An 18,393-nucleotide genomic window follows, 5' to 3' on the forward strand; every position below is an offset into this window, starting at 1 on the left:
CAGGCCGCCCGCAGCAGGGGCGGCCTGTTCGCTTGCCGGACTGGGCTGTGCGGTACGCTGGGGGGATGCAGGACGCCGCTTCCACTCCCCGTTCCCGCCTGAGACTGCGGGTCTCTCCGGCCGCCGAGACGCACATCCGCGCCGGGCACCCCTGGGTGTACGAATCGAGCCTGCGGGATCAGAACCGCGAGGGTGACGCGGGGGAACTCGCCGTGATCTATGACCGCCGCGACCGCTTCCTGGCGATCGGTCTGTTCGACCCGGACAGTCCGCTGCGCGTGCGGGTGCTGCACCACGGGGCGCCCGCCACCCTGAACGACGACTGGTGGGCGGCCCGGCTGGACGCGGCCCTGCTGCGCCGCGCGCCGCTGTTCGGTCCGGACACGGACGGGTACCGCGCCGTGAACGGCGAATCGGACGGCTGGCCCGGACTGGTCGTGGACCGTTACGCGGACACGCTGGTCGTGAAGCTGTACACCGCCGCGTGGTTCCCGCACCTGGAACGCGTGCTGGACCTGCTGGAATCCCGCTTTCCCGGCAGTGGGGTCGTGCTGCGCCTGAGCCGCAACATTCAGGTGCGCGCCGCCGCCGCCGGCCTGCACGACGGGCAGGTGCTGGCCGGCGCGGTCCCGGACGGCCCGGTGGTATTCCACGAGACGGGACTGGCGTTCGAGGCGGACGTGCTGCGCGGCCAGAAGACCGGCTTCTTCCTGGATCAGCGGGACAATCGCCGCCGGGTGGAACGGTACGCCCGTGACCGCCGCGTGCTGAACGCCTTCTCGTTTAGCGGGGGCTTCAGCCTGTACGCGGCGCGGGGCGGGGCGGCCGGGGTGGTCAGCCTGGACCTGAGCGCGCACGCCCTGCGCAGCGCGCAGCGTAACTACGCCCTGAACCCGAAACTCGTTGCGCCGCACGAGACGGTGCAGGCCGACGTGTTCGAGTGGCTGGGCGCCACGGACCGCGAGTTCGATCTGGTGATCCTGGACCCGCCGTCGCTGGCGCGGCGGGAGGCGGAACGGACGGGCGCCATCCGCGCGTACGGGAAGCTGGCCTCCGACGGCATCCGCCGCCTCGCGCGGGGTGGGATTCTGGTCAGCGCGTCGTGTTCCGCGCACGTCAGCGCCGAGGAATTCTGGGCGGCAGTGCGCGAGGCGGCCGACCGCAGCGGCCGCCCCTGGAAGGAACTGCACACCAGTCAGCACGCTCCGGATCACCACGCCAGTTTCGCGGAGGCGCAGTACCTGAAAGCGATCTTCATTCAGCTGGACGGACGCTGACAGATAATGATACGGACTCCGATTGAATGGGCTGTAAAGCCCGCCCGGTCCGAGCGGATGCGACTCGTAGAGCTGCCCCGCAGAGTAAGAGAGACACGGGTTCCGGACGTGGAGCCAGCAGGGGCGGTGAAGTTCCGGATTGTCGGCGAAACAAACGGCAGTCCGTATGACAGACGCGCGGCCTTCGCCTGAACGGGGAAGGCCGCGTCTGTCATGGCGAGCGGGGTTGCAGCCGGTGTTGCACGGCGCCGTATGCCCAGGTGCCGACCAGCGCGGCTGTCAGGACGATCAGCATGGGCAGCAGGTGGCTGCCCAGCAGCGCGAAGATCGGGCCTGGGCACATGCCGGCCAGTCCCCAGCCCAGTCCGAAGATCAGGCCGCCCAGCACGTAGCGGCGGGTGGGGCCTTCCTTGGCCGGTACGTGGATGGTCTCGCCGTTCAGGGCGTGCAGTCCGGAGCGGCGCAGGAGGGTGGTGGTGATCAGGCCGGTCAGGACGGCGCTGCCGATCAGGCCGTACATGTGCATGGACTGGAAGCGGAACATCTCTTGAATGCGGTACCAGCTGGCGGCCTCGGATTTGATCAGCAGCACGCCGAACAGCAGTCCGGCGATCAGGAACGGCCACTGCCGCAGCAGGTGCGTGCCGGAAGCGGTGGTGGTGGTGGTGGTGGTGGGCGTGGTGCTGATCATGGGTTCACCTCAGGAACAGCGGGAGCAGCAGGTTGGCGCTCAGGATGCCGCCCGCGAAGAAGGACACGGTGGCGATCAGGCTGGGCCGTTGCAGGGTGCTCAGGCCCGTGATGGCGTGACCGCTGGTGCAGCCCCCGGCGTAGCGGGTGCCGAACCCCACCAGCAGGCCCGACAGGATCAGCAGGCCCCAAGTGGCGGGGCGGGTCAGGTCGGTCAGTTCGGCGGGCAGCAGGCCGGGTTGCACGGTCACGCCCAGCGTGCCCAGGCTCTGCACGGCCGCGCCGGACAGCGCGGTGGGGGCCGGGTCGCGCAGCAGGGTGGCGGCCAGCACGCCGCCCAGGATCAGGCCGGCGGCGAACAGCAGATTCCAGCTCTGGGCGCGCCAGTCGTGGCGGAACAGGGCGGGTTTCAGGCGGTCCGGCAGCAGGACAGCGCAGGCGTGGCGCAGGTTCGAGGAGATCCCGAAGGCGCGGTTGCCCAGCAGCAGCAGCAGCGGCACGGTCAGGCCGATCAGGGGGCCGCTCACGTACCACGGCCAGGGTTCCTGAAGCAGGCGCAGCAGCTCAGGCACGCGCGGCCTCCTGCGCGGCGTGCGCGGCCAGACACTGCGCGAAGGCGTCCTTCAGGGCGCTGCCGGCCTGCTCGTGAATGACGAGCTTGATCTTGGCGGCCATCTTGGGCACCAGGGCGCCGAGTTCGGTCAGGTCGCGGCACGCCGAGATCTGCGCGACGTACGGCGCGGCCCGGCCGCCCAGGTGTTCGGTCAGGACGCCGCGCAGGTGGGCGCTGATCTCTGGCAGGGTATGCGGGACCGGGGGCAGTTCGGCGGCGGGCGGCGCCTGCACCTCCGCGCTGGGTAGCGCGTCGTCCGGCAGGGCGTTCAGGGCCGCCTGCGCCTCCTGCATCAGCTGCTGTTGCAGCTGCGCGGGCAGGGGAACGGCGGGCGCTGCGGGGGTGGCGGCAGGTGCCAGCAGGTTCAGCTGTTGCAGGTCTTTCAGGGCGCTCTGCAACTCGCCGAGCGGCAGGCGCGTCAGCGCGGCGACCTCCTCCAGCGCGCGGCGGCCGTTGCACATCATGTAGACCCGCAGCTGTTCCCGCGTCAACTGAAGGCCGTCCGGTCGGGGAAGACGCTCGTAGATCATTATTCCAGCGTTCCCAGCACGTCCCGCACGAGGTTCAGGACCAGGATCACGAACACGGCGCCCAGCAGCAGGATCACGGACAGGATCAGCATCGAGCTGTCGGCGGGACGGCCGAAGGTCAGGGCGCCCACCACCAGGTAACTCAGGGCGAACACGGCGATCATGGCGAGCAGCTGCGTCAGGCGCGTGCCGATCAGTCCGCCGGACGCCCGCGACTTCAGCTGATACCCGAAGAAGGTGCTGTAGGCCATGATGAGGAAACCGGCGGCGATGAGTGCGATGGTCATGGGTGGAACTCCTTGAACGGACGAGAGGGCGGGGGGCACGCGGGGCGACAGGACACCGTGGCCGCCTCTCGGGGGAGGCGTCCGGGGGTGGTGACCGGGAAGTGGTACTGACCTGAGTCCTTCAACCTGAAGTATGAAAAATCTCTCTTACGGCGGTATGACACGCTACCCCCGCTGGGGACGCACCCAGCGGGGGTTTTTAAGACTTCAGGGGGGAGATGCCCCCGCGGCGGACACCGGGCCGGCCCCCGCCCACGCCGCACGTGCGGTCCCGGCGCCGGCCGCCGTCCCCTACCCTGAAAGGGATGCCCGTGTTCTCTGCGCCCCTGACCCGTTACCTGACCCTGGCCGTCCTGACCGGCGCCCTCCTGAGCGCCTGTGGCGGAGGCGGCTCCGGGCCTTCCCAGACGACCCCGGCCACGCCGGCGCCGACGACCCCCGTCACCCCGGCCCCAGTCACCCCGGCCCCCGCCACGACCTTCAGCGTGAGCGGAATCCTGACGTTCCCCGGCGCGACCGGTGCCGCCACTGACGACACGCCCGCCGTCCACGCGGCCCGCACCACCCCGGCCGGCGGAACCGGCGAGATTCCCGGCGAGTACCTGATCGTGACCCGCCCCGGCCTGAGCGTGCAGGGCCTGGGCACCCTGACCGTGACCACCCCGGACGTGGGGGTGACCACGCTGCGCCGCGTGACCGGCTCCAGCGCTGCCGGACTGGCCCTGTACCGCAGCGAACAGACCCTCAGCGCACCGCAGTCGCGGCTGGTCGCGCAGGCGCTGCTCGGACAGCCGGGCGTGCAGGCCGTCACGCCCAACCGCCGCCTGCAGGCGCTGGCCACTCCGAACGACCCGTACTACCCGTTGCAGTGGCAGTACCCGGCGCTGAACCTGCCCGCCGCCTGGAACCGCACGACCGGCGCGGCCGTCACGGTGGCCGTCGTGGACAGCGGCGTGGTGCCGCACGCGGACCTGCGCGACCGCACCCTGCCCGGCATGGACTTCGTGAGTGACCCCGACCTGGCCGGCGACGGCAACGGCGTGGACCCCGACCCCACCGACCTGGGCGGCGACACCGACTACCACGGCACGCACGTGGCCGGCAGCGTCGCCGCGCACACCGGGAACGGCCGGGGCGTGGCGGGCGTCAGCTGGGGCGCGCGGATCGTGCCGGTCCGGGCGCTCGACACGACCGGCGCCGGCAGCCTCGCGGACATCCTGGACGGGGTGCTGTGGGCGGCGGGCGTACCCGTGGACGGCGTGCCCGAAAACCGCCACCCGGCGCGCATCGTGAATCTCAGCCTGGGCGGGCCGGGCGCCTGCTCGGCCGCCGAGCGGCGCGTCTTCGCGGAACTGCGCGCCCGGCAGGTCGTCACGGTCGTCGCGGCCGGGAACGACGACGTGGACGTCTCGACCAGCTCGCCCGCCAACTGCGCGGACGTGATCACGGTCGGCGCGACCGGTCCCGACGGCCGCCGCGCGCCGTACTCCAATCACGGCGCCCGCATCGACGTGATGGCCCCCGGCGGGAACTCGCGCCTGAGCGTCAGCGTGAACGGCCGCGCCTACCCCGGCGGGATTCTCAGCACCGTCCGCGACCAGGGCGGGCAGGACGCCTACGCCTTCATGGACGGCACCTCGATGGCCGCGCCGCACGTCGCGGGCGCCGCCGCGCTGCTGCTGGGCCAGGAACCCACCCTGACACCCGATCAGGTCCGCGCGCGCCTGCGGGCCAGCGCCGCGCCGCTCGGCAGCCGCTGCGACGTCAGCGGCGGCTGCGGCGCCGGCCTGATCGACGTGAACGCGCTGCTGAGCGGCCAGACTCCCACCGCGCCCGCACCCACACCGCCGGTCACGAACACGGCCGTCGTGGTCGCGGCGCTGTTCATGGACGGAGACACGCTGGACGCCAGCCGCAGCGAATTCACGGAAGTGCCGGGGGGAACCCTCCGGCCCCCGTACACCCTGCGGAACCTGAAGGCCGGCACCTACCTCGTGGCCGCGTGGCAGGACACCGACGACGACGGACAGGTGGACGACGGCGAACCCTTCGGCGTGTACCCGGACCCCCTGACCCTCAGCGGCGCCGGCCGCGCCCTGACCGGCATCGACCTGACCATGGAGGCCGCCGCCGTGACGGGCGCCAGCCTGACCGGCAGCGTGACCGCTGAACGGGCGCGCCACGCACGCGCCACCCTCCGGGCCATGACCGGGAGCGACGGGAAGCAGTCCACGCCCTGAACGGGCCTGAATGGCTCTGAGCAACTCTGGGCGGCGCGGAACGCTACAGTTCGGCGCATGACCCGCCCGCACGCCGTGATCCTGGACCTGGACGACACCCTCTTCGACGACACGGCCTGCACGCACGCGGGCCTGGGCGCCGTGGCGCGGGCGCACGGCCTGAAGGTGGACCCGGCGGCGCTGTTCGAGCGGCACGCGGCGCACATCCGCGCCATTGACCCGCTGCTGTTCAGCGGTCAGCTGGACGCGCACGGCGCGCGGGTGCGGCGCTTCTCGGGCCTGCTGACCGAACTGGGCGCCGCCGACCCGGACGGCGAGGCGGCCACCCTCGTGTACCGCGCCGCGTACCGCCAGCACTGGCGACTGCTGCCCGGCGCGCCGGACGTCCTGCGTGACCTGCGGGCCGCCGGGCTGCGGCTGGCCGTTCTGACCAACTACGTGCGCGAGGTGCAGGGCCAGAAACTCGCGCACTTCGGCCTGGACGCCCTGGTGGACGCCGTGCTGTGCGTCGAGGACGTGCCCGCCGCCAAGCCCGACGCCCGCGCGTACCACGCCGCCTGCGCCGCGCTGCACGTCACGCCCGCGCGGGCCGTGATGGTCGGCGACTCCTGGGAAAAGGACGTGCAGGGCGCCCTGGCTGCCGGACTGCGGGCCGTGTGGGTCAGCCGGACCGGGCGGCCCGCCCCCGACGCCGGCGTGCCGGTCGTGTCCCGCCTGGCGGACCTGCCGGCCGCGCTGGGCCTCGTGCCCGCCTGACAGCAGGCGGGGCGGGGAACGCAACACACTCCCGCGCGCCGCCCCCCGCCCTGCCCGGCGTCAGCCCTGAACGGTGGCGCGCGCCTCGGCGCCCTCACCGGCGAGGTGCAGCCAGGTGCCCAGCACGCTGTCGGGGTTCAGGCTGACCGAGTCGATGCCCTGTTTCATCAGCCACGCGGCCAGGGCGGGGTGGTCGCTGGGGCCCTGCCCGCAGATGCCCACGTACTTCCCGGCGCGTTTGGCCGCTGCGATGGCCTGCGCCATCAGGGTCAGCACGGCCTCGTTCTGCTCGTCGAACAGGTCCGCGACGAGGCCCGAGTCGCGGTCGAGGGCCAGGGTCAGCTGGGTCAGGTCGTTGCTGCCGATACTGAAGCCGTCGAAGTGTTCCAGGAACTGGTCAGCCAGGATGGCGTTGCTGGGGATCTCGCACATCATGATGATCTTCAGGCCCCCATCTCCATCAACAGCACTGTCGCCGCGTTTCAGGCCGTTTCTGCCCAGGATCTCGATGATCTGCGCGGCCTCGCCGACGGTGCGGACGAAGGGAATCATGACCTGCACGTTCGTCAGGCCCATGTCGTCGCGGACCTCGCGGATCGCCTCGCATTCCAGTGCGAAGGCCGCCGCGAAGTCCGGCGAGCGGTAGCGGCTGGCGCCCCGGAAGCCGATCATGGGGTTCTCCTCGTGCGGTTCGTACGCGGCCCCGCCGATCAGGTGCGCGTACTCGTTGCTCTTGAAGTCGCTCAGGCGCACGATCACGGGTTTCGGTGCGAAGGCGGCGGCGATGCTGCTCACGCCCTCGGCCAGTTTCTCGCGGAAGAAGTCGCGCGGGCTGGCGTACCCGGCGGTCTTCTCGTCGATCTGCGCTTTCACTTCGTCCGGCACGTTCGGGTAGTCCAGCAGGGCGCGCGGGTGAATGCCGATCACGTTCGAGCAGATGAATTCCACGCGGGCCAGTCCCACGCCCTCGTTCGGGAGGGCCGCGAAACTGAAGGCCCGGTCGGGGCTGGCGACGTTCATCATGATCTTCATGCCGACCTCGGGCATGTTCCCCAGTTCCACGCGGTTCACGCGGAACGGCACCGGCCCGGCGTACACGAAGCCCGTGTCGCCCTCGGCGCAGGACACCGTCACCGTCTGCCCGCTGCTCAGCTCGCGGGTGGCGTTTCCGCTGCCCACCACGGCCGGAATGCCCAGTTCGCGCGCGATGATCGCGGCGTGGCAGGTGCGGCCGCCCCGGTTGGTCACGATGGCGCTGGCGCGTTTCATGACGGGTTCCCAGTCGGGGTCGGTCATGTCGGCGACCAGCACGTCGCCGTCCTGCACCTGACTCATCTGCGCGAGGTCGGTCACGACCCGCACCACGCCGGTCCCGATGCGGTTCCCGACGGCGCGGCCCTCGACGAGAACGTCGCCGCGGCCGGTCAGTTCGAAGCGTTCCATGATCTGCCCGGCGCGGCTCTGGACGGTCTCCGGGCGGGCCTGCAGGATGTAGATCAGGCCGTCGCGGCCGTCCTTGCCCCACTCGATGTCCATGGGTCGCCCGTAGTGGTCCTCGATGGTCACGCACTGCCGCGCCAGTTCGGTCAGGTCGGCGTCCGACAGCGAGAAGGCGCGCTGCTCGGCGGGCGGCACCTCGACGGTCTGCACGCCACCGCCCGGCGCGTACTCCATGCGTTTCGCCTTGCTGCCCAGCGTGCGGCGCAGGATGGCCTTCTTCCCGCTTTTCAGGGCGGGTTTGTACACGAAGAACTCGTCGGGGTTGATGGCGCCCTGCACGACCAGTTCACCCAGCCCGTACGCGCTGGTGACGAGCACGGCGTCGCGGTAGCCGCTCTCGGTGTCCAGCGTGAATGCCACGCCGGACGCGCCCAGGTCGGTGCGGACCATGCGCTGCACGCCGGCCGACAGCGCCACGTCCGCGTGCGAGAAGCCCTGATGCACGCGGTAACTGATGGCGCGGTCGTTGTACAGGCTGGCGAACACCAGCCGCACGTGGCGCAGCACCGAGTCGATGCCGCGCACGTTCAGGAAGGTCTCCTGCTGCCCGGCGAAACTCGCTTCCGGCAGGTCCTCGGCGGTGGCGCTGGAGCGCACGGCCACGTCCGGGTCCGGCACGCCCGCCTCGGCGGCCAGCGCGGCGTAGGCGTCCCGGATGGCTGCCTCCAGCGCAGCGGGCAGCGCGGCGGCCTCCACCTGCGCCCGGATCTCGCGGCCCGCCTGGGCGAGCGCGACCACGTCGTTCACGTCCAGCGCGCCCAGGCGGGCGTTGATGCTCTCCTCGATGTGGTTTTCCTGCAGGAACAGCCGGAAGGCGTCGGCGGTGGTGGCGAAGCCCCCTGGGACGCGCACGCCGGCGCCCGCGAGGCCCTGGATCATCTCGCCGATGGAGGCGTTCTTGCCGCCCACGATCTCCACGTCGGTCATCCTTAGTGTATGGAACACACGAATCATATCCATTGCTTTTCTCCGATGTAGAGGGAATCCAGAAGACTGGAACCGGGCGAATTAGTGTTGCCTTACCCCGCCAGCTTACCCGAGGGCCGCCCCGCGCCCCGCCACTTGTCCAGTGACACGGGCCGCCTGTCTGGGCAGCCGCTCCCACCGGGCCCGCCGTGTCACCCTGAACGCATGACCCAGGCAGACGCCACGCCCGGCCCACCCCCGCACCCCCGCACGGTCGTCATCGTCAGCGACCACACCGGCCTGACCGCCGAGAACATCGCCCGCGCGCTGCTGGCGCACTTTCCCGGCCAGTCCCTGCGCTACCTGCGCCGCCCGTTCACCGCCGACCTCGCCGCCGCGCAGAGCGTCGCGCGGGAAGTCTGCGCCCTGGCCGAACGCGGCGAGCACCCGCTGGTCTTCACGACCGTCACCCGCGCCGAGGTCCTGACCGAACTCCAGACCTGCCCCGCGCAGGTGTTCGACCTGCTCGGCCCCGGCCTGAGCGCCCTGGAACAGGAATTCCAGCAGCGCGCCACCCGCACCGTCGGCCGCCACCACGACATGCACGACACCGACGCCTACCTGTCCCGCATGGACGCCCTGGACTTCGCGCTCGCCACCGACGACGGCGTGGGCGACAAGCAGTACGGCCTGTCCGACGTGATCCTGGTCGGCGTCTCCCGCGCCGGCAAGACCCCCACCAGCCTGTTCCTGGCCTTGCAGCACGGCGTGCGCGCCAGCAACTACCCGCTTGCCGAGGACGACTTCGATCGCAGCAGCCTGCCGCTGCCCCTGGAAGCGCACCGCCACAAACTGCAGGGCCTGACCATCGACCCCCGCCGCCTGCACGCCATCCGCACGCAGCGCAAACCCGGCAGCCGCTACGCCAGCCTCGAACAGTGCGAACACGAGGTCCGCCGCGCCGAACGCATGTTCCAGCGCGCCGGCATTCCCGTGCGCGACACCACCAGCGCCAGCGTCGAGGAGATCGCCGCCGGCATCCTGAACGCCCTGCGCAAGGGCTGAAGGGAAGACCGGTTCGGATACAGACTCCGATTGAATGGGCTGCAAAGCCCGCTGGGTCCGAGCGGATGCGACTCGGAGAGCTGCCCCGCAGAGCAGGAGAGAAACGGGTTCCGGGCGTGGAGCCGGCAATCCGGTGAAGTTCCGGATTGTTGGCGAAACAAACGGCAGTCCGTATGAACAGCAACGCCGAGCCCCCGCCCGGTTCAGGCAGGGGGCTCGGCGGACCTGTCAGCGCTTACCGGCGCGTGCGGTAGCGGCGGATCAGGGTGTTCGTGGAACTGTCGTGCGTCAGCTCGGGTTCGGCGGCGGCGTGCAGTTCCGGCACGATCTTCCCGGCCAGCACCTTGCCCAGTTCCACGCCCCACTGGTCGAAGGAATTGATGTTCCACACGGCGCCCTGCACGAAGACCTTGTGTTCGTACAGCGCGATCAGCGCGCCCAGCGTATGCGGGGTCAGGCGGTCGGCCAGGATGGTGTTCGTGGGGCGGTTCCCGTCGAACACGCGGTGCGGCGCGAGGTCGGCCTGGACGCCCTCGGCCAGCACGGCGTCCAGGCTCTTGCCGAACGCCAGCGCCTCGGTCTGCGCGAACACGTTGGCCATGAGGAGGTCGTGGTGGGGCGCGCCACCCTCCAGGGGCAGGGGGTTGAGGGTCTGGCAGAAGCCGATGAAGTCGCAGGGGATCAGTTTGGTGCCCTGGTGGATCAGCTGGTAGAAGGCGTGCTGGCCGTTCGTGCCGGGCTGCCCCCAGATGACCGGGCCGGTCTGGTAGTCGGTGGTCTGGCCGTCCAGGGTGACGTGCTTGCCGTTGCTTTCCATGTCCAGCTGCTGCAGGTACGCCGGGAAGTACGCGAGGTACTGGTCGTACGGCAGCACGGCGTGGCTCTGCGCGTCATGGAAGTTGTTGTACCAGAGGCCCAGCATTCCCAGCAGGACCGGCAGGTTCCCCTCCAGCGGCGCGGTACGGAAGTGCTCGTCCATGGCGTGGAACCCGGCCAGCAGTTCACGGAAGCGGTCCGGGCCGACCGCCAGCATCAGGCTCAGGCCGATGGCGCTGTCCATGGAGTAGCGGCCGCCCACCCAGTCCCAGAAACCGAACATGTTCGCCGTGTCGATCCCGAACTTCTGCACGGCGTCCGCGTTCGTGGACACCGCCACGAAGTGCCGCGCGACCGCCGATTCGTCCCCCAGTGCTGCGAGCAGCCACGCGCGGGCACTCTGCGCGTTCGCCATGGTCTCCTGCGTGGTGAAGGTCTTGCTCGACACGATGACCAGCGTCTCGGCCGGGTCCAGGTCGCGGGTCTTCTCGACCAGGTCGGTGCCGTCCACGTTCGACACGAAGCGCAGCGTCAGGTCCCGCTGCGCGTAGTGCCGCAGCGCCTCGTAGGCCATGACCGGCCCCAGGTCGCTGCCGCCGATGCCGATGTTCACGATGTTCCGCAGGGGCCGCCCGGTGTGGCCCAGCCACGTCCCGGCGCGCACCTGATCCGCGAAGGCCGCCATGCGCCCGAGGACCTCGTGCACGTCGGGTACGACGTTGCGGCCGTCCACCATGACGGTCGCGCCTTCCGGGGCGCGCAGCGCGGTGTGCAGCACGGCGCGCCCCTCGGTCACGTTGATCTTCTCGCCGGCGAACATGGCGTCCCGGCGGGCCTCCACGCCCGTCTCGCGCGCCAGGGCCAGCAGCAGCTTCAGCGTCTCGTCGGTCACGCGGTTCTTGCTGTAGTCCAGGTACAGTCCGGCGCCCTCGGCGCTCAGGCGTTCGCCGCGCGCGGGGTCGGCGGCGAACAGGTCGCGCAGGTGCAGGTGACGGGTGGCTTCGGCGTGGGCAGTCAGGTCCTGCCAGCTGCGCAACTGGGTGATGGTCGGCATAGGGTGTCCTCCCGGAGCGGCGGTCCTCGGGGGCCGCGCGCCCTGTACGCCCGCGAGCATACCGCCCGTCGCGGCCCGCCTGCGCGCCACTGTCTGGGCACACGCCCGCATCCGGCAGGCGCGGCCCGGCGCAGGCCAGACGGGACGAGGTTCCGACGGGGGGGCGGCCACGCGAATGAAAACCGTGGATCCACCCCCCCCCGACAGACAGAGTCCGTATGGCACGACCTTTCAACGTTCAGTCAGAGAATTGTGCGATTGTCCTCATTACCCTGGGGGCATGACCAGGAAGGTGAGGGACGCAGAACACTCCAGTTGGGCCCAGTGGGGGACACCCTACCTGAGGGAAGAATCCCGCGTTCAGGCGCCCGGCGCGGGGTACCGGCCCGCTCCTGCCGAGACGCCTGCGCAGCCGCTGTCGGCCGAGGCCCTGCGCCGCGCGCTGCTGGCCGAGGAGCAGCGTCAGGTGTTCGCGATCCTCAACCGCCTGCGCCGCGCCCGGCAGCCCTGAACACTGCCCGGTCGCTCTCCAGGCCCTCCTCTTTACAATCGCGTTCCGTACGCCGCCCCGCGCACCTCTGGTGTCAGGGGCGGCGTTCCGTTTGACAGGCCGGCGGCCCTTCCCATTGGGGGGCGCGGCGCGCTTGAATGCAGCGGTCAACTGCACTCACCTCGGGCCTCCCTGAAGTCTGACCGGAGGCCCTCCCGCCTGCTTTCCCGGAGGTTTCCCAGCGTGTCCCAGCTTCCTTCTGTCAGTTCTCTGCAAGACCGTGACGTGGTGATCGTCGCGGCCGTCCGTACGCCCATCGGCGCCATCCGTGGCAGCCTCTCCACCGTCCGGCCCGACGACCTCGCCGCGCACGCCATCCGCGAGGCCGTCGCCCGCAGCGGCGTTCCGGCCGACCAGATCGAGGAGGTGATCCTCGGTTGCGCGAACCAGGCGGGCGAGGACAACCGCAACGTGGCCCGCATGGCCGCCCTGCTCGCGGGCCTGCCGGACACGGTGGCGGGCCTGACCGTGAACCGCCTGTGCGCCAGCGGCCTGTCGGCCATCAACACGGCGGCCCGCGCGATCCGCAACGGCGACGGGGACGTGTACGTGGCGGGCGGCGTGGAGAGCATGACCCGCGCGCCCCTCGTGATGCCCAAGGGCGCGCAGGCCTTCGCGAACGGCAACGTCACCGCCTACGACACCACGCTGGGCTGGCGCTTCCCGAACCCCGCCCTGGAGGCCCTGTTCCCGCTGGAGGCGATGGGGGAGACCGCCGAGAACATCGTGGGGCGCTCCCGTGAGGGCGCCTACCGGGGCGGCGAGATCACCCGCGAGGACCAGGACGCCTTCGCGCTGGACAGTCAGCGCAAGACGATGGACGCCCTGAACGCCGGACGGTTCCGGGATGAGATCGTGCCCGTGCAGGTCAGGGGCCGCCGGGGTGTCACCGTGTTCGACACCGACGAGCACCCCCGCGTGACTCGCACCGACGGGGGCTTCACCCTCGCGACCGACGAGGCCACCCTGGCGGGCCTGAAACCCGCCTTCCGCAAGGGGGGCAGCGTGACCGCCGGGAATGCCAGTGGCCTGAACGACGGCGCGGCCGCCCTGGTCCTGATGAGCGCCGCGAAGGCCCGCGAACTGGGCGTCACGCCACTGGCCCGCTGGGTGGGCGCGGCGGCGGCCGGCGTGGAGGCCCGCGTGATGGGCCTGGGTCCCATTCCCGCCACCCGCAAGCTGCTGGACCGCACCGGTCTGAGCGTGCAGGACCTCGACCTGATCGAACTGAACGAGGCCTTCGCCGCGCAGGCGCTGGCCTGCATCCGCGAACTGGAGCTGCCGCAGGACCGGGTGAACGTGAACGGCGGCGCCATCGCCCTGGGGCACCCGCTGGGCATGAGCGGCGCCCGCCTGATCGTGGCCCTGACGCACGAACTGGCCCGCCAGGGGGGCCGCTACGGACTGGCGACGCTGTGCGTGGGCGTCGGGCAGGGCGAGGCCGCCATTATCGAGCGGGTGGAGGCATGACCGCCGCCGCGACCCCGACGGGCCTGAAGCACGTCCCGGTCATCACTGCTGCCGAGGCCGCCGCGCTGGTCCAGAGCGGCCAGACGCTGCTGGTCGGCGGTTTCGGCATGACCGGGAACCCGGTGCATCTGGTCCACGCGCTGGCAGACACGGACGTGCGCGACCTGACATACGTGGCGAACAACGTGGGCGAGGCGGGCCTGAGCGGCGGGCGCCTGCTCCGCAACGGTCAGCTGAGGAAGGCCATCGGGTCGTTCTTCACGAGCAACCGCGAGGCGGTGGCCGCCGCGCAGGAGGGCCGCCTGGAGGTGCAGCTCATCCCGCAGGGCAGTCTGGCCGAGGCGCTGCGGGCCGGGGGCGCCGGGATTGGTGGGTTCTACACGCCCACCGCCGCCGGGACCGTCATCGCCGGGGACGCCGATGTGCGCGTCCTGAACGGCCGCGAGATGGTCTTCGTGCCCGCTCTGCGCGGCGACGTGGCCTTCGTGCGCGCGTGGCGGGCCGACGAGGCCGGGAACCTCCAGTACCGCCTGACCGAGCAGAACTTCAACCGCGCCATGGCGACCGCCGCCGACCTCGTCGTGGCGGAGGTCGAGGAGATCGTCCCGGTGGGCACCATCCCGCCCGAGGGGGTGCACACGCCGGGCCTGTACGTGGATTACCTCGTGCAGGCGACCCTGACCGCCGACGCGCTGGGCAGCAGCGCCGACGTGAAGGGCAGCGCCAAGAAGGTGGACGAGGCGCGGATGCACATGGCCCGCCGCGCCCTGGCGGAACTGCGGCGCGGGGACGTGGTGAACCTCGGCATCGGGATTCCCACGCTGGTCGCGGACCTGATCACCCCCGAGCACGGCGTGAACCTGCACACCGAGAACGGCATGCTGGGCGTCGGCCCCGCGCCCGAGCAGGGCGGCGCGCTGGACTACCCGGTGAACGCCGGGAAGATTCCGGTCACGGCGCTGCCCGGCGCGAGTTACTTCGACTCCGCCGACTCCTTCGGCATGATCCGGGGTGGGCACGTGGACGTGGCGGTCATGGGCGGGTTGCAGGTGGACGCGCAGGCGAACCTCGCGAACTGGGCAGTGCCCGGCAAGCCGCTGCTGGGCGTGGGCGGCGCGATGGACCTCGCCAGCGGCGCGCGGCGACTCATCGTCCTGATGACCCACACCGACCCGGATGGCACGCCGAAGGTGGTGCCCGAGTGCACGCTGCCGCTGACCTCGCGCGGCGCGGTCAGCATGGTCATCACCGACCGGGCCGTGTTCGAGTTCCGGGGCGGGACGCTCACCCTGACCGAACTGATGCCCGGCGCGACCCTGGACGAGGTGCGTGCGGGCACCGGCGCTCCCTTCGTCGAGGCGCTGTAACCGCAGCGGGCCGCCCGGATCGCCAGGGCGGCCCGCGCGGGTGCCGGGGTCAGCGGCTCAGGTCGCTGCGGGCCGCGCTGTCCGGCGCCAGTGCTCCGTGCATCAGCAGGCTGAAGCGGTCCTGCCAGTCGCGCAGCACCTCGCGCTGATCCCGGTGCCCTCCGTGCAGCAACGCCAGGATGAACGCGTCCACCAGCAGCAGGCTCAGCATGTTGATGTTCGCCTCGGGCCGCAGGCGCCCCTGCGTCTGCATGGCCAGCAGGACCGGCTGAACCAGCGCCGCCAGTGTCAGCGCGGTACGCAGGCCGTCGCCGGGCGCCCGGTCGGCCGTCGCGCCGGACTGCTCGGTGTCCGGCGCGGCCCCCAGCACCGCCTGCCCCACCGCGCCCACCAGATGCCGGTAACGCACCCCCAGATCCGCCATGCGGCCCGTGACCTTGTCCCACACCTGTTGCGGGTTCGCGCCGGCCCGCAGGCGCTCCAGGGCGTCGTCGCGGCTGGCCTGCACGGCCTTCTCGAAGTGCGCCAGCAGCATGTGGACCTTGCTGGGGTAGTAACGGTACAGGTTGGTGCGGCTCACGTACGCGGCGCGCGCGATGTCCTGCGCGCTGATGGCGTCCAGGCCGCTGCGGGCGAACAGCTCGAAGGCCGCGCGGGCAATCCGGTCGCGGCGCGCGTCTTCCTGTTCCTGCCGGTCTACCTTCACGCCCTCAGGATACAGCCGTCACCGGGCGGCGCGCACACCACGGACCTTCATCTGACTGGTAGACACCCGTGACTGATAGACACCCGCAGCCGCCGGAAGGAGCGCCGCGCGGGCGGCACAAGCGGGGTGCCGTACGGCCCCGCCGTGGCGACGCCCGTACTCTCTGTTCCGGAGCATACCCCGAAACGGCCGCGCGGCGCAGTGAGCTGTTCGCCTGACACGGCGCTGACTTTGAGCCTAGAGTGAATCACCGGAGCCGATCCCACCCTCCGGGAAAAGGAAGAGGTGAAAGCCGTGCACATCTACAAGCTGTCAGGCCGGAACGTTGAAGTCACCGACGCCATGCGTGATTACGTGCAGGAGAAACTCACGCGCTTGGACCGTTACAACGATCAGATCACCGACGCGCGCGTGACCCTGACCGTCCGTGACGTGCGGGACTCCGGCCGGCGAAACAGGGTCGAGGTGCAGCTGAACGTCCCCAGCGGCATCATCCGCGCCGAGGAACACCACGCGGACATGTACGCCGCCATCGACAAGGCCAGTGACGTGCTCGAACGCCAGCTGCGCAAATTCAAGACCCGGTACCTCAAGAGCCGCCACGACGCCACGCCCCAGCCCGAACCCGGCCCCGCCGAGGCGGATGTGAACGCCGGCCTGGACGACGTGAGCGAGTTCACGCCCGAGATCGTCCGCATGAAACGCTTCGACATGCGCCCCATGAGCCCCGAGGACGCCGTGGCGCAGATGGAAGCGCTGGGACACGACTTCTACGTGTTCATGCACATGCAGACCAACTCCTGCGGGGTCGTGTACCGCCGCAAGGACGGCCACTACGGCCTGATCGAACCCAGCGTGCAGTGACCGCCGGAGTGCCGGTGAACGCCGAGGCGTGAAGCGGAAGAGCCCGAGAGGGTCATCACAGGAAACAGGGAGGCGGCCGCCACTGGCGACCCGCCTCCCTGTTTCCTCTTGCGCCTGACGGACACGACGGGGATGGCAACGCGGAGCAAACAGCAGTCCTTATGAGAGGACCCTGATCAAGTCCTCATTTGTCCCGGCGGGTCCGGGGGGCGATCTGGTACGCTGCGGCGTTGTGATCGCCCATGTGATCAATCCAGGAACCAGTGGGATCAAGCTCGCCTGCGCGAGCATCGAACCCAGCGAGAATCCGGCGCTGCCCGGACAGCTTCGCCTGACCCTCACGCGCGCCGACCTGCCGCTGGTCATCCCGCCCACCGCCGATCAGGTCCCGGACCTCGCCCGCGCCGTGCTGGCCCTGACCGCCGACTGGCCCGCCCCGGACGCCATCGTCGGGCGCGGCGGCCTGATCGGGCAGGTCGCCACCGGCACGTACCGCGTCACGCCGGAACTCTCCGCGTACGCCGTCAGCGGCAGCGGCGCCACCTACCCGCCCAACCTGGGCGGCCCGCTCGCGCTGGCGACCGCGCAGGAACGCGGCGTGCCCGCCTTCATCGTCGATCCCCAGAGCGCGGACGAGCTGCTGCCCGAGGCGCGCCTGACCGGCCTGAACGGCGTGCGCCGCACCGCCGAGTTCCACGCCCTGAACGCCCGCGCCGTCGCCCGCCGCGCCGCGCACGAGGTCGGTAAGCGCTTCCAGGACGCCCGCGTGATCGTCGCGCACCTGGGCGCCACCACCAGCGTCACGGCCTTCGACTGCGGCCGCGCCATCGACACCACCGGCACCGGCCCCGACGGCGGCCCCATGGGCGCCATGCAGAGCGGTCCGGTCCCACCGCGCGCGCTGCTGGCCCTGACCCGCGACCTGGGCGAGGAGGCGGTCCTGACCCGCCTGAGCAGCGAGGGCGGGTTCCTAGCCCTGACCGGCAGCCGTGACCTGCGCGACCTGGAACAGCGGCTCCCCGGCGACCCGGACGTGCAGGCCGCTGCCGCCGCGTTCGTGCATCAGGTCTGCAAGGCGCTGGGCGAGCAGACCGGCGCGCTCAGCGGCCGCCCGGACGCCCTGGTCATCACGGGCGGCATTGCCCGCTGGGACGAACTGGCCGACCGGATCGAGCGGCGCGTCGCGTGGATCGCCCCGGTGCTGGTCATTCCCGGCGAACTGGAACTCGAAGCGCTCGCCGAGGGTGCCGGCCGCGTCCTGCTGGGCCTCGAACAGGCGCGCGACTGGCATCCGCCCCGCCCTGCCGGTTCCTGACATGCCGCGCCGCCGCCCCCCCAGAACCGCCCCGGAACCCATCCGCGCGACCAGCATGTGGCGCGTCGATCAGGTGTTCCTGGCCCGCCGGGGCCTGCGCGTCGAGGTGACCTGCTCCCTCGTCAACGACCAGGGCGGCCTGCGGAACCTCAGCGTCACCGCTCCCACCGAGGACCCGCACGCCGCCGTCCGCCACGCCGCGCGTTTCATCGCGGGCCGGGGTAACGTCAGCAGCGCCCGGCAGGCCCGCGTCCGCTGGACCCGCGAGCAGGCCACCACCGAACAGGACGCCCTGATCCGCGACCGCGCCCTGGAAGACGAATTCCTCGACGAGTTCGAGGACACGCTCGCCGCCGTGCGCGACCAGCAACGCTGACGGGATCAGCG

At 71.1% G+C, this 18,393-nt stretch carries 17 protein-coding genes; 10 read left to right on the forward strand and 7 right to left on the reverse strand.

The window, feature by feature from the left end; genetic code table 11:
• The first annotated feature begins 65 nt into the window (after positions 1–65).
• Positions 66–1,277, forward strand: a complete 1,212-nt coding sequence (locus CBQ26_RS03620) for a 23S rRNA (cytosine(2499)-C(5))-methyltransferase (protein WP_088247220.1) — start codon at positions 66–68, stop codon at positions 1,275–1,277.
• A gap of 211 nt (positions 1,278–1,488) precedes the next feature.
• On the opposite strand, the gene CBQ26_RS03625 is transcribed toward CBQ26_RS03620, so the two are convergent.
• The 4 genes from CBQ26_RS03625 to CBQ26_RS03640 are packed head-to-tail and all read right to left on the reverse strand — an operon-like array spanning position 1,489 to position 3,397.
• Positions 1,489–1,968 (reverse strand): DUF6691 family protein, encoded by a 480-nt coding sequence (locus CBQ26_RS03625; RefSeq protein ID WP_088247221.1) that lies wholly within the window; start codon positions 1,966–1,968, stop codon positions 1,489–1,491.
• A gap of 4 nt (positions 1,969–1,972) precedes the next feature.
• Positions 1,973–2,539 (reverse strand): YeeE/YedE family protein, encoded by a 567-nt coding sequence (locus CBQ26_RS03630; protein WP_088247222.1) that lies wholly within the window; start codon positions 2,537–2,539, stop codon positions 1,973–1,975.
• Entirely contained in the window at positions 2,532–3,110 is a 579-nt protein-coding gene (locus tag CBQ26_RS03635) for a hypothetical protein (protein ID WP_088247223.1), read from the reverse strand. Before CBQ26_RS03635 ends, CBQ26_RS03630 begins: the two co-directional genes overlap by 8 nt.
• Positions 3,110–3,397 carry a hypothetical protein gene (locus CBQ26_RS03640; RefSeq protein WP_088247224.1) on the reverse strand — a complete coding sequence of 96 codons (288 nt, stop codon included), beginning with the start codon at positions 3,395–3,397 and terminating at the stop codon, positions 3,110–3,112. Before CBQ26_RS03640 ends, CBQ26_RS03635 begins: the two co-directional genes overlap by 1 nt.
• 305 nt (positions 3,398–3,702) lie before the next feature.
• Between CBQ26_RS03640 and CBQ26_RS03645 the strand changes: the two genes are divergently transcribed.
• The gene (locus CBQ26_RS03645) at positions 3,703–5,637 is read left to right on the forward strand and encodes a S8 family serine peptidase (RefSeq protein WP_172417901.1); all 1,935 of its coding nucleotides are present in this window, start codon (positions 3,703–3,705) and stop codon (positions 5,635–5,637) included.
• Between the two features lie 57 nt (positions 5,638–5,694).
• Positions 5,695–6,393, forward strand: a complete 699-nt coding sequence (locus CBQ26_RS03650) for an HAD family hydrolase (RefSeq protein ID WP_088247226.1) — start codon at positions 5,695–5,697, stop codon at positions 6,391–6,393.
• A gap of 60 nt (positions 6,394–6,453) precedes the next feature.
• On the opposite strand, the gene ppsA is transcribed toward CBQ26_RS03650, so the two are convergent.
• Positions 6,454–8,853 carry a phosphoenolpyruvate synthase gene (ppsA, locus tag CBQ26_RS03655; RefSeq protein WP_088247227.1) on the reverse strand — a complete coding sequence of 800 codons (2,400 nt, stop codon included), beginning with the start codon at positions 8,851–8,853 and terminating at the stop codon, positions 6,454–6,456.
• A 171-nt stretch (positions 8,854–9,024) separates the two neighbouring features.
• Here ppsA and CBQ26_RS03660 point away from each other — a divergent pair, with 171 nt between their 5' ends.
• Positions 9,025–9,864, forward strand: coding sequence for a pyruvate, water dikinase regulatory protein (locus CBQ26_RS03660; RefSeq protein ID WP_088247228.1), 840 nt, complete (start codon positions 9,025–9,027; stop codon positions 9,862–9,864).
• Positions 9,865–10,099: 235 nt separating this feature from the next.
• Here CBQ26_RS03660 and pgi read toward each other — a convergent pair whose 3' ends face one another.
• Positions 10,100–11,734 (reverse strand): glucose-6-phosphate isomerase, encoded by a 1,635-nt coding sequence (gene pgi, locus CBQ26_RS03665; protein WP_088247229.1) that lies wholly within the window; start codon positions 11,732–11,734, stop codon positions 10,100–10,102.
• Between the two features lie 280 nt (positions 11,735–12,014).
• On the opposite strand from pgi, the gene CBQ26_RS03670 reads away from it, so the two are divergent.
• The 3 genes from CBQ26_RS03670 (at position 12,015) to CBQ26_RS03680 (ending at position 15,121) form a co-directional block, all read left to right on the forward strand.
• Positions 12,015–12,245, forward strand: a complete 231-nt coding sequence (locus tag CBQ26_RS03670) for a hypothetical protein (RefSeq protein ID WP_088247230.1) — start codon at positions 12,015–12,017, stop codon at positions 12,243–12,245.
• 222 nt (positions 12,246–12,467) lie between these two features.
• Complete coding sequence (locus CBQ26_RS03675; protein ID WP_280522573.1) at positions 12,468–13,754, forward strand: thiolase family protein; 1,287 nt, start codon at positions 12,468–12,470, stop codon at positions 13,752–13,754.
• Positions 13,751–15,121: a 3-oxoacid CoA-transferase gene (locus CBQ26_RS03680; RefSeq protein WP_373297194.1), complete on the forward strand. Its 1,371-nt coding sequence runs from the start codon at positions 13,751–13,753 to the stop codon at positions 15,119–15,121. Before CBQ26_RS03675 ends, CBQ26_RS03680 begins: the two co-directional genes overlap by 4 nt.
• Positions 15,122–15,170: 49 nt before the next feature.
• Here CBQ26_RS03680 and CBQ26_RS03685 read toward each other — a convergent pair whose 3' ends face one another.
• Entirely contained in the window at positions 15,171–15,827 is a 657-nt protein-coding gene (locus CBQ26_RS03685) for a TetR/AcrR family transcriptional regulator (RefSeq protein WP_088247233.1), read from the reverse strand.
• Positions 15,828–16,121: 294 nt separating this feature from the next.
• On the opposite strand from CBQ26_RS03685, the gene hpf reads away from it, so the two are divergent.
• The 3 genes from hpf to CBQ26_RS03700 all read left to right on the forward strand — a co-directional run bounded on the left by hpf (position 16,122) and on the right by CBQ26_RS03700 (position 18,382).
• Positions 16,122–16,691, forward strand: a complete 570-nt coding sequence (hpf, locus tag CBQ26_RS03690) for a ribosome hibernation-promoting factor, HPF/YfiA family (RefSeq protein ID WP_088247870.1) — start codon at positions 16,122–16,124, stop codon at positions 16,689–16,691.
• A 232-nt stretch (positions 16,692–16,923) separates the two neighbouring features.
• Positions 16,924–18,006, forward strand: a complete 1,083-nt coding sequence (locus CBQ26_RS03695) for a butyrate kinase (RefSeq protein ID WP_088247234.1) — start codon at positions 16,924–16,926, stop codon at positions 18,004–18,006.
• A gap of 1 nt (position 18,007) precedes the next feature.
• The gene (locus tag CBQ26_RS03700; RefSeq protein ID WP_088247235.1) at positions 18,008–18,382 is read left to right on the forward strand and encodes a hypothetical protein; all 375 of its coding nucleotides are present in this window, start codon (positions 18,008–18,010) and stop codon (positions 18,380–18,382) included.
• Positions 18,383–18,393 lie beyond the last annotated feature (11 nt).

The sequence above is a fragment of the Deinococcus indicus genome (assembly GCF_002198095.1).
Lineage (GTDB): Bacteria > Deinococcota > Deinococci > Deinococcales > Deinococcaceae > Deinococcus > Deinococcus caeni.

Coding starts and splice junctions, on each gene's coding strand:
- CBQ26_RS03700 (WP_088247235.1), top strand. CDS start 18,008: ATGCCGCGCCGCCGCCCCCCCAGAACCGCCCCGGAACCCATCCGCGCG.
- CBQ26_RS03620 (WP_088247220.1), top strand. CDS start 66: ATGCAGGACGCCGCTTCCACTCCCCGTTCCCGCCTGAGACTGCGGGTC.
- CBQ26_RS03680 (WP_373297194.1), top strand. CDS start 13,751: ATGACCGCCGCCGCGACCCCGACGGGCCTGAAGCACGTCCCGGTCATC.
- CBQ26_RS03650 (WP_088247226.1), top strand. CDS start 5,695: ATGACCCGCCCGCACGCCGTGATCCTGGACCTGGACGACACCCTCTTC.
- CBQ26_RS03640 (WP_088247224.1), bottom strand. CDS start 3,397: ATGACCATCGCACTCATCGCCGCCGGTTTCCTCATCATGGCCTACAGC.
- CBQ26_RS03625 (WP_088247221.1), bottom strand. CDS start 1,968: ATGATCAGCACCACGCCCACCACCACCACCACCACCACCGCTTCCGGC.
- CBQ26_RS03645 (WP_172417901.1), top strand. CDS start 3,703: ATGCCCGTGTTCTCTGCGCCCCTGACCCGTTACCTGACCCTGGCCGTC.
- CBQ26_RS03635 (WP_088247223.1), bottom strand. CDS start 3,110: ATGATCTACGAGCGTCTTCCCCGACCGGACGGCCTTCAGTTGACGCGG.
- ppsA (WP_088247227.1), bottom strand. CDS start 8,853: ATGGATATGATTCGTGTGTTCCATACACTAAGGATGACCGACGTGGAG.
- pgi (WP_088247229.1), bottom strand. CDS start 11,734: ATGCCGACCATCACCCAGTTGCGCAGCTGGCAGGACCTGACTGCCCAC.
- CBQ26_RS03660 (WP_088247228.1), top strand. CDS start 9,025: ATGACCCAGGCAGACGCCACGCCCGGCCCACCCCCGCACCCCCGCACG.
- CBQ26_RS03670 (WP_088247230.1), top strand. CDS start 12,015: ATGACCAGGAAGGTGAGGGACGCAGAACACTCCAGTTGGGCCCAGTGG.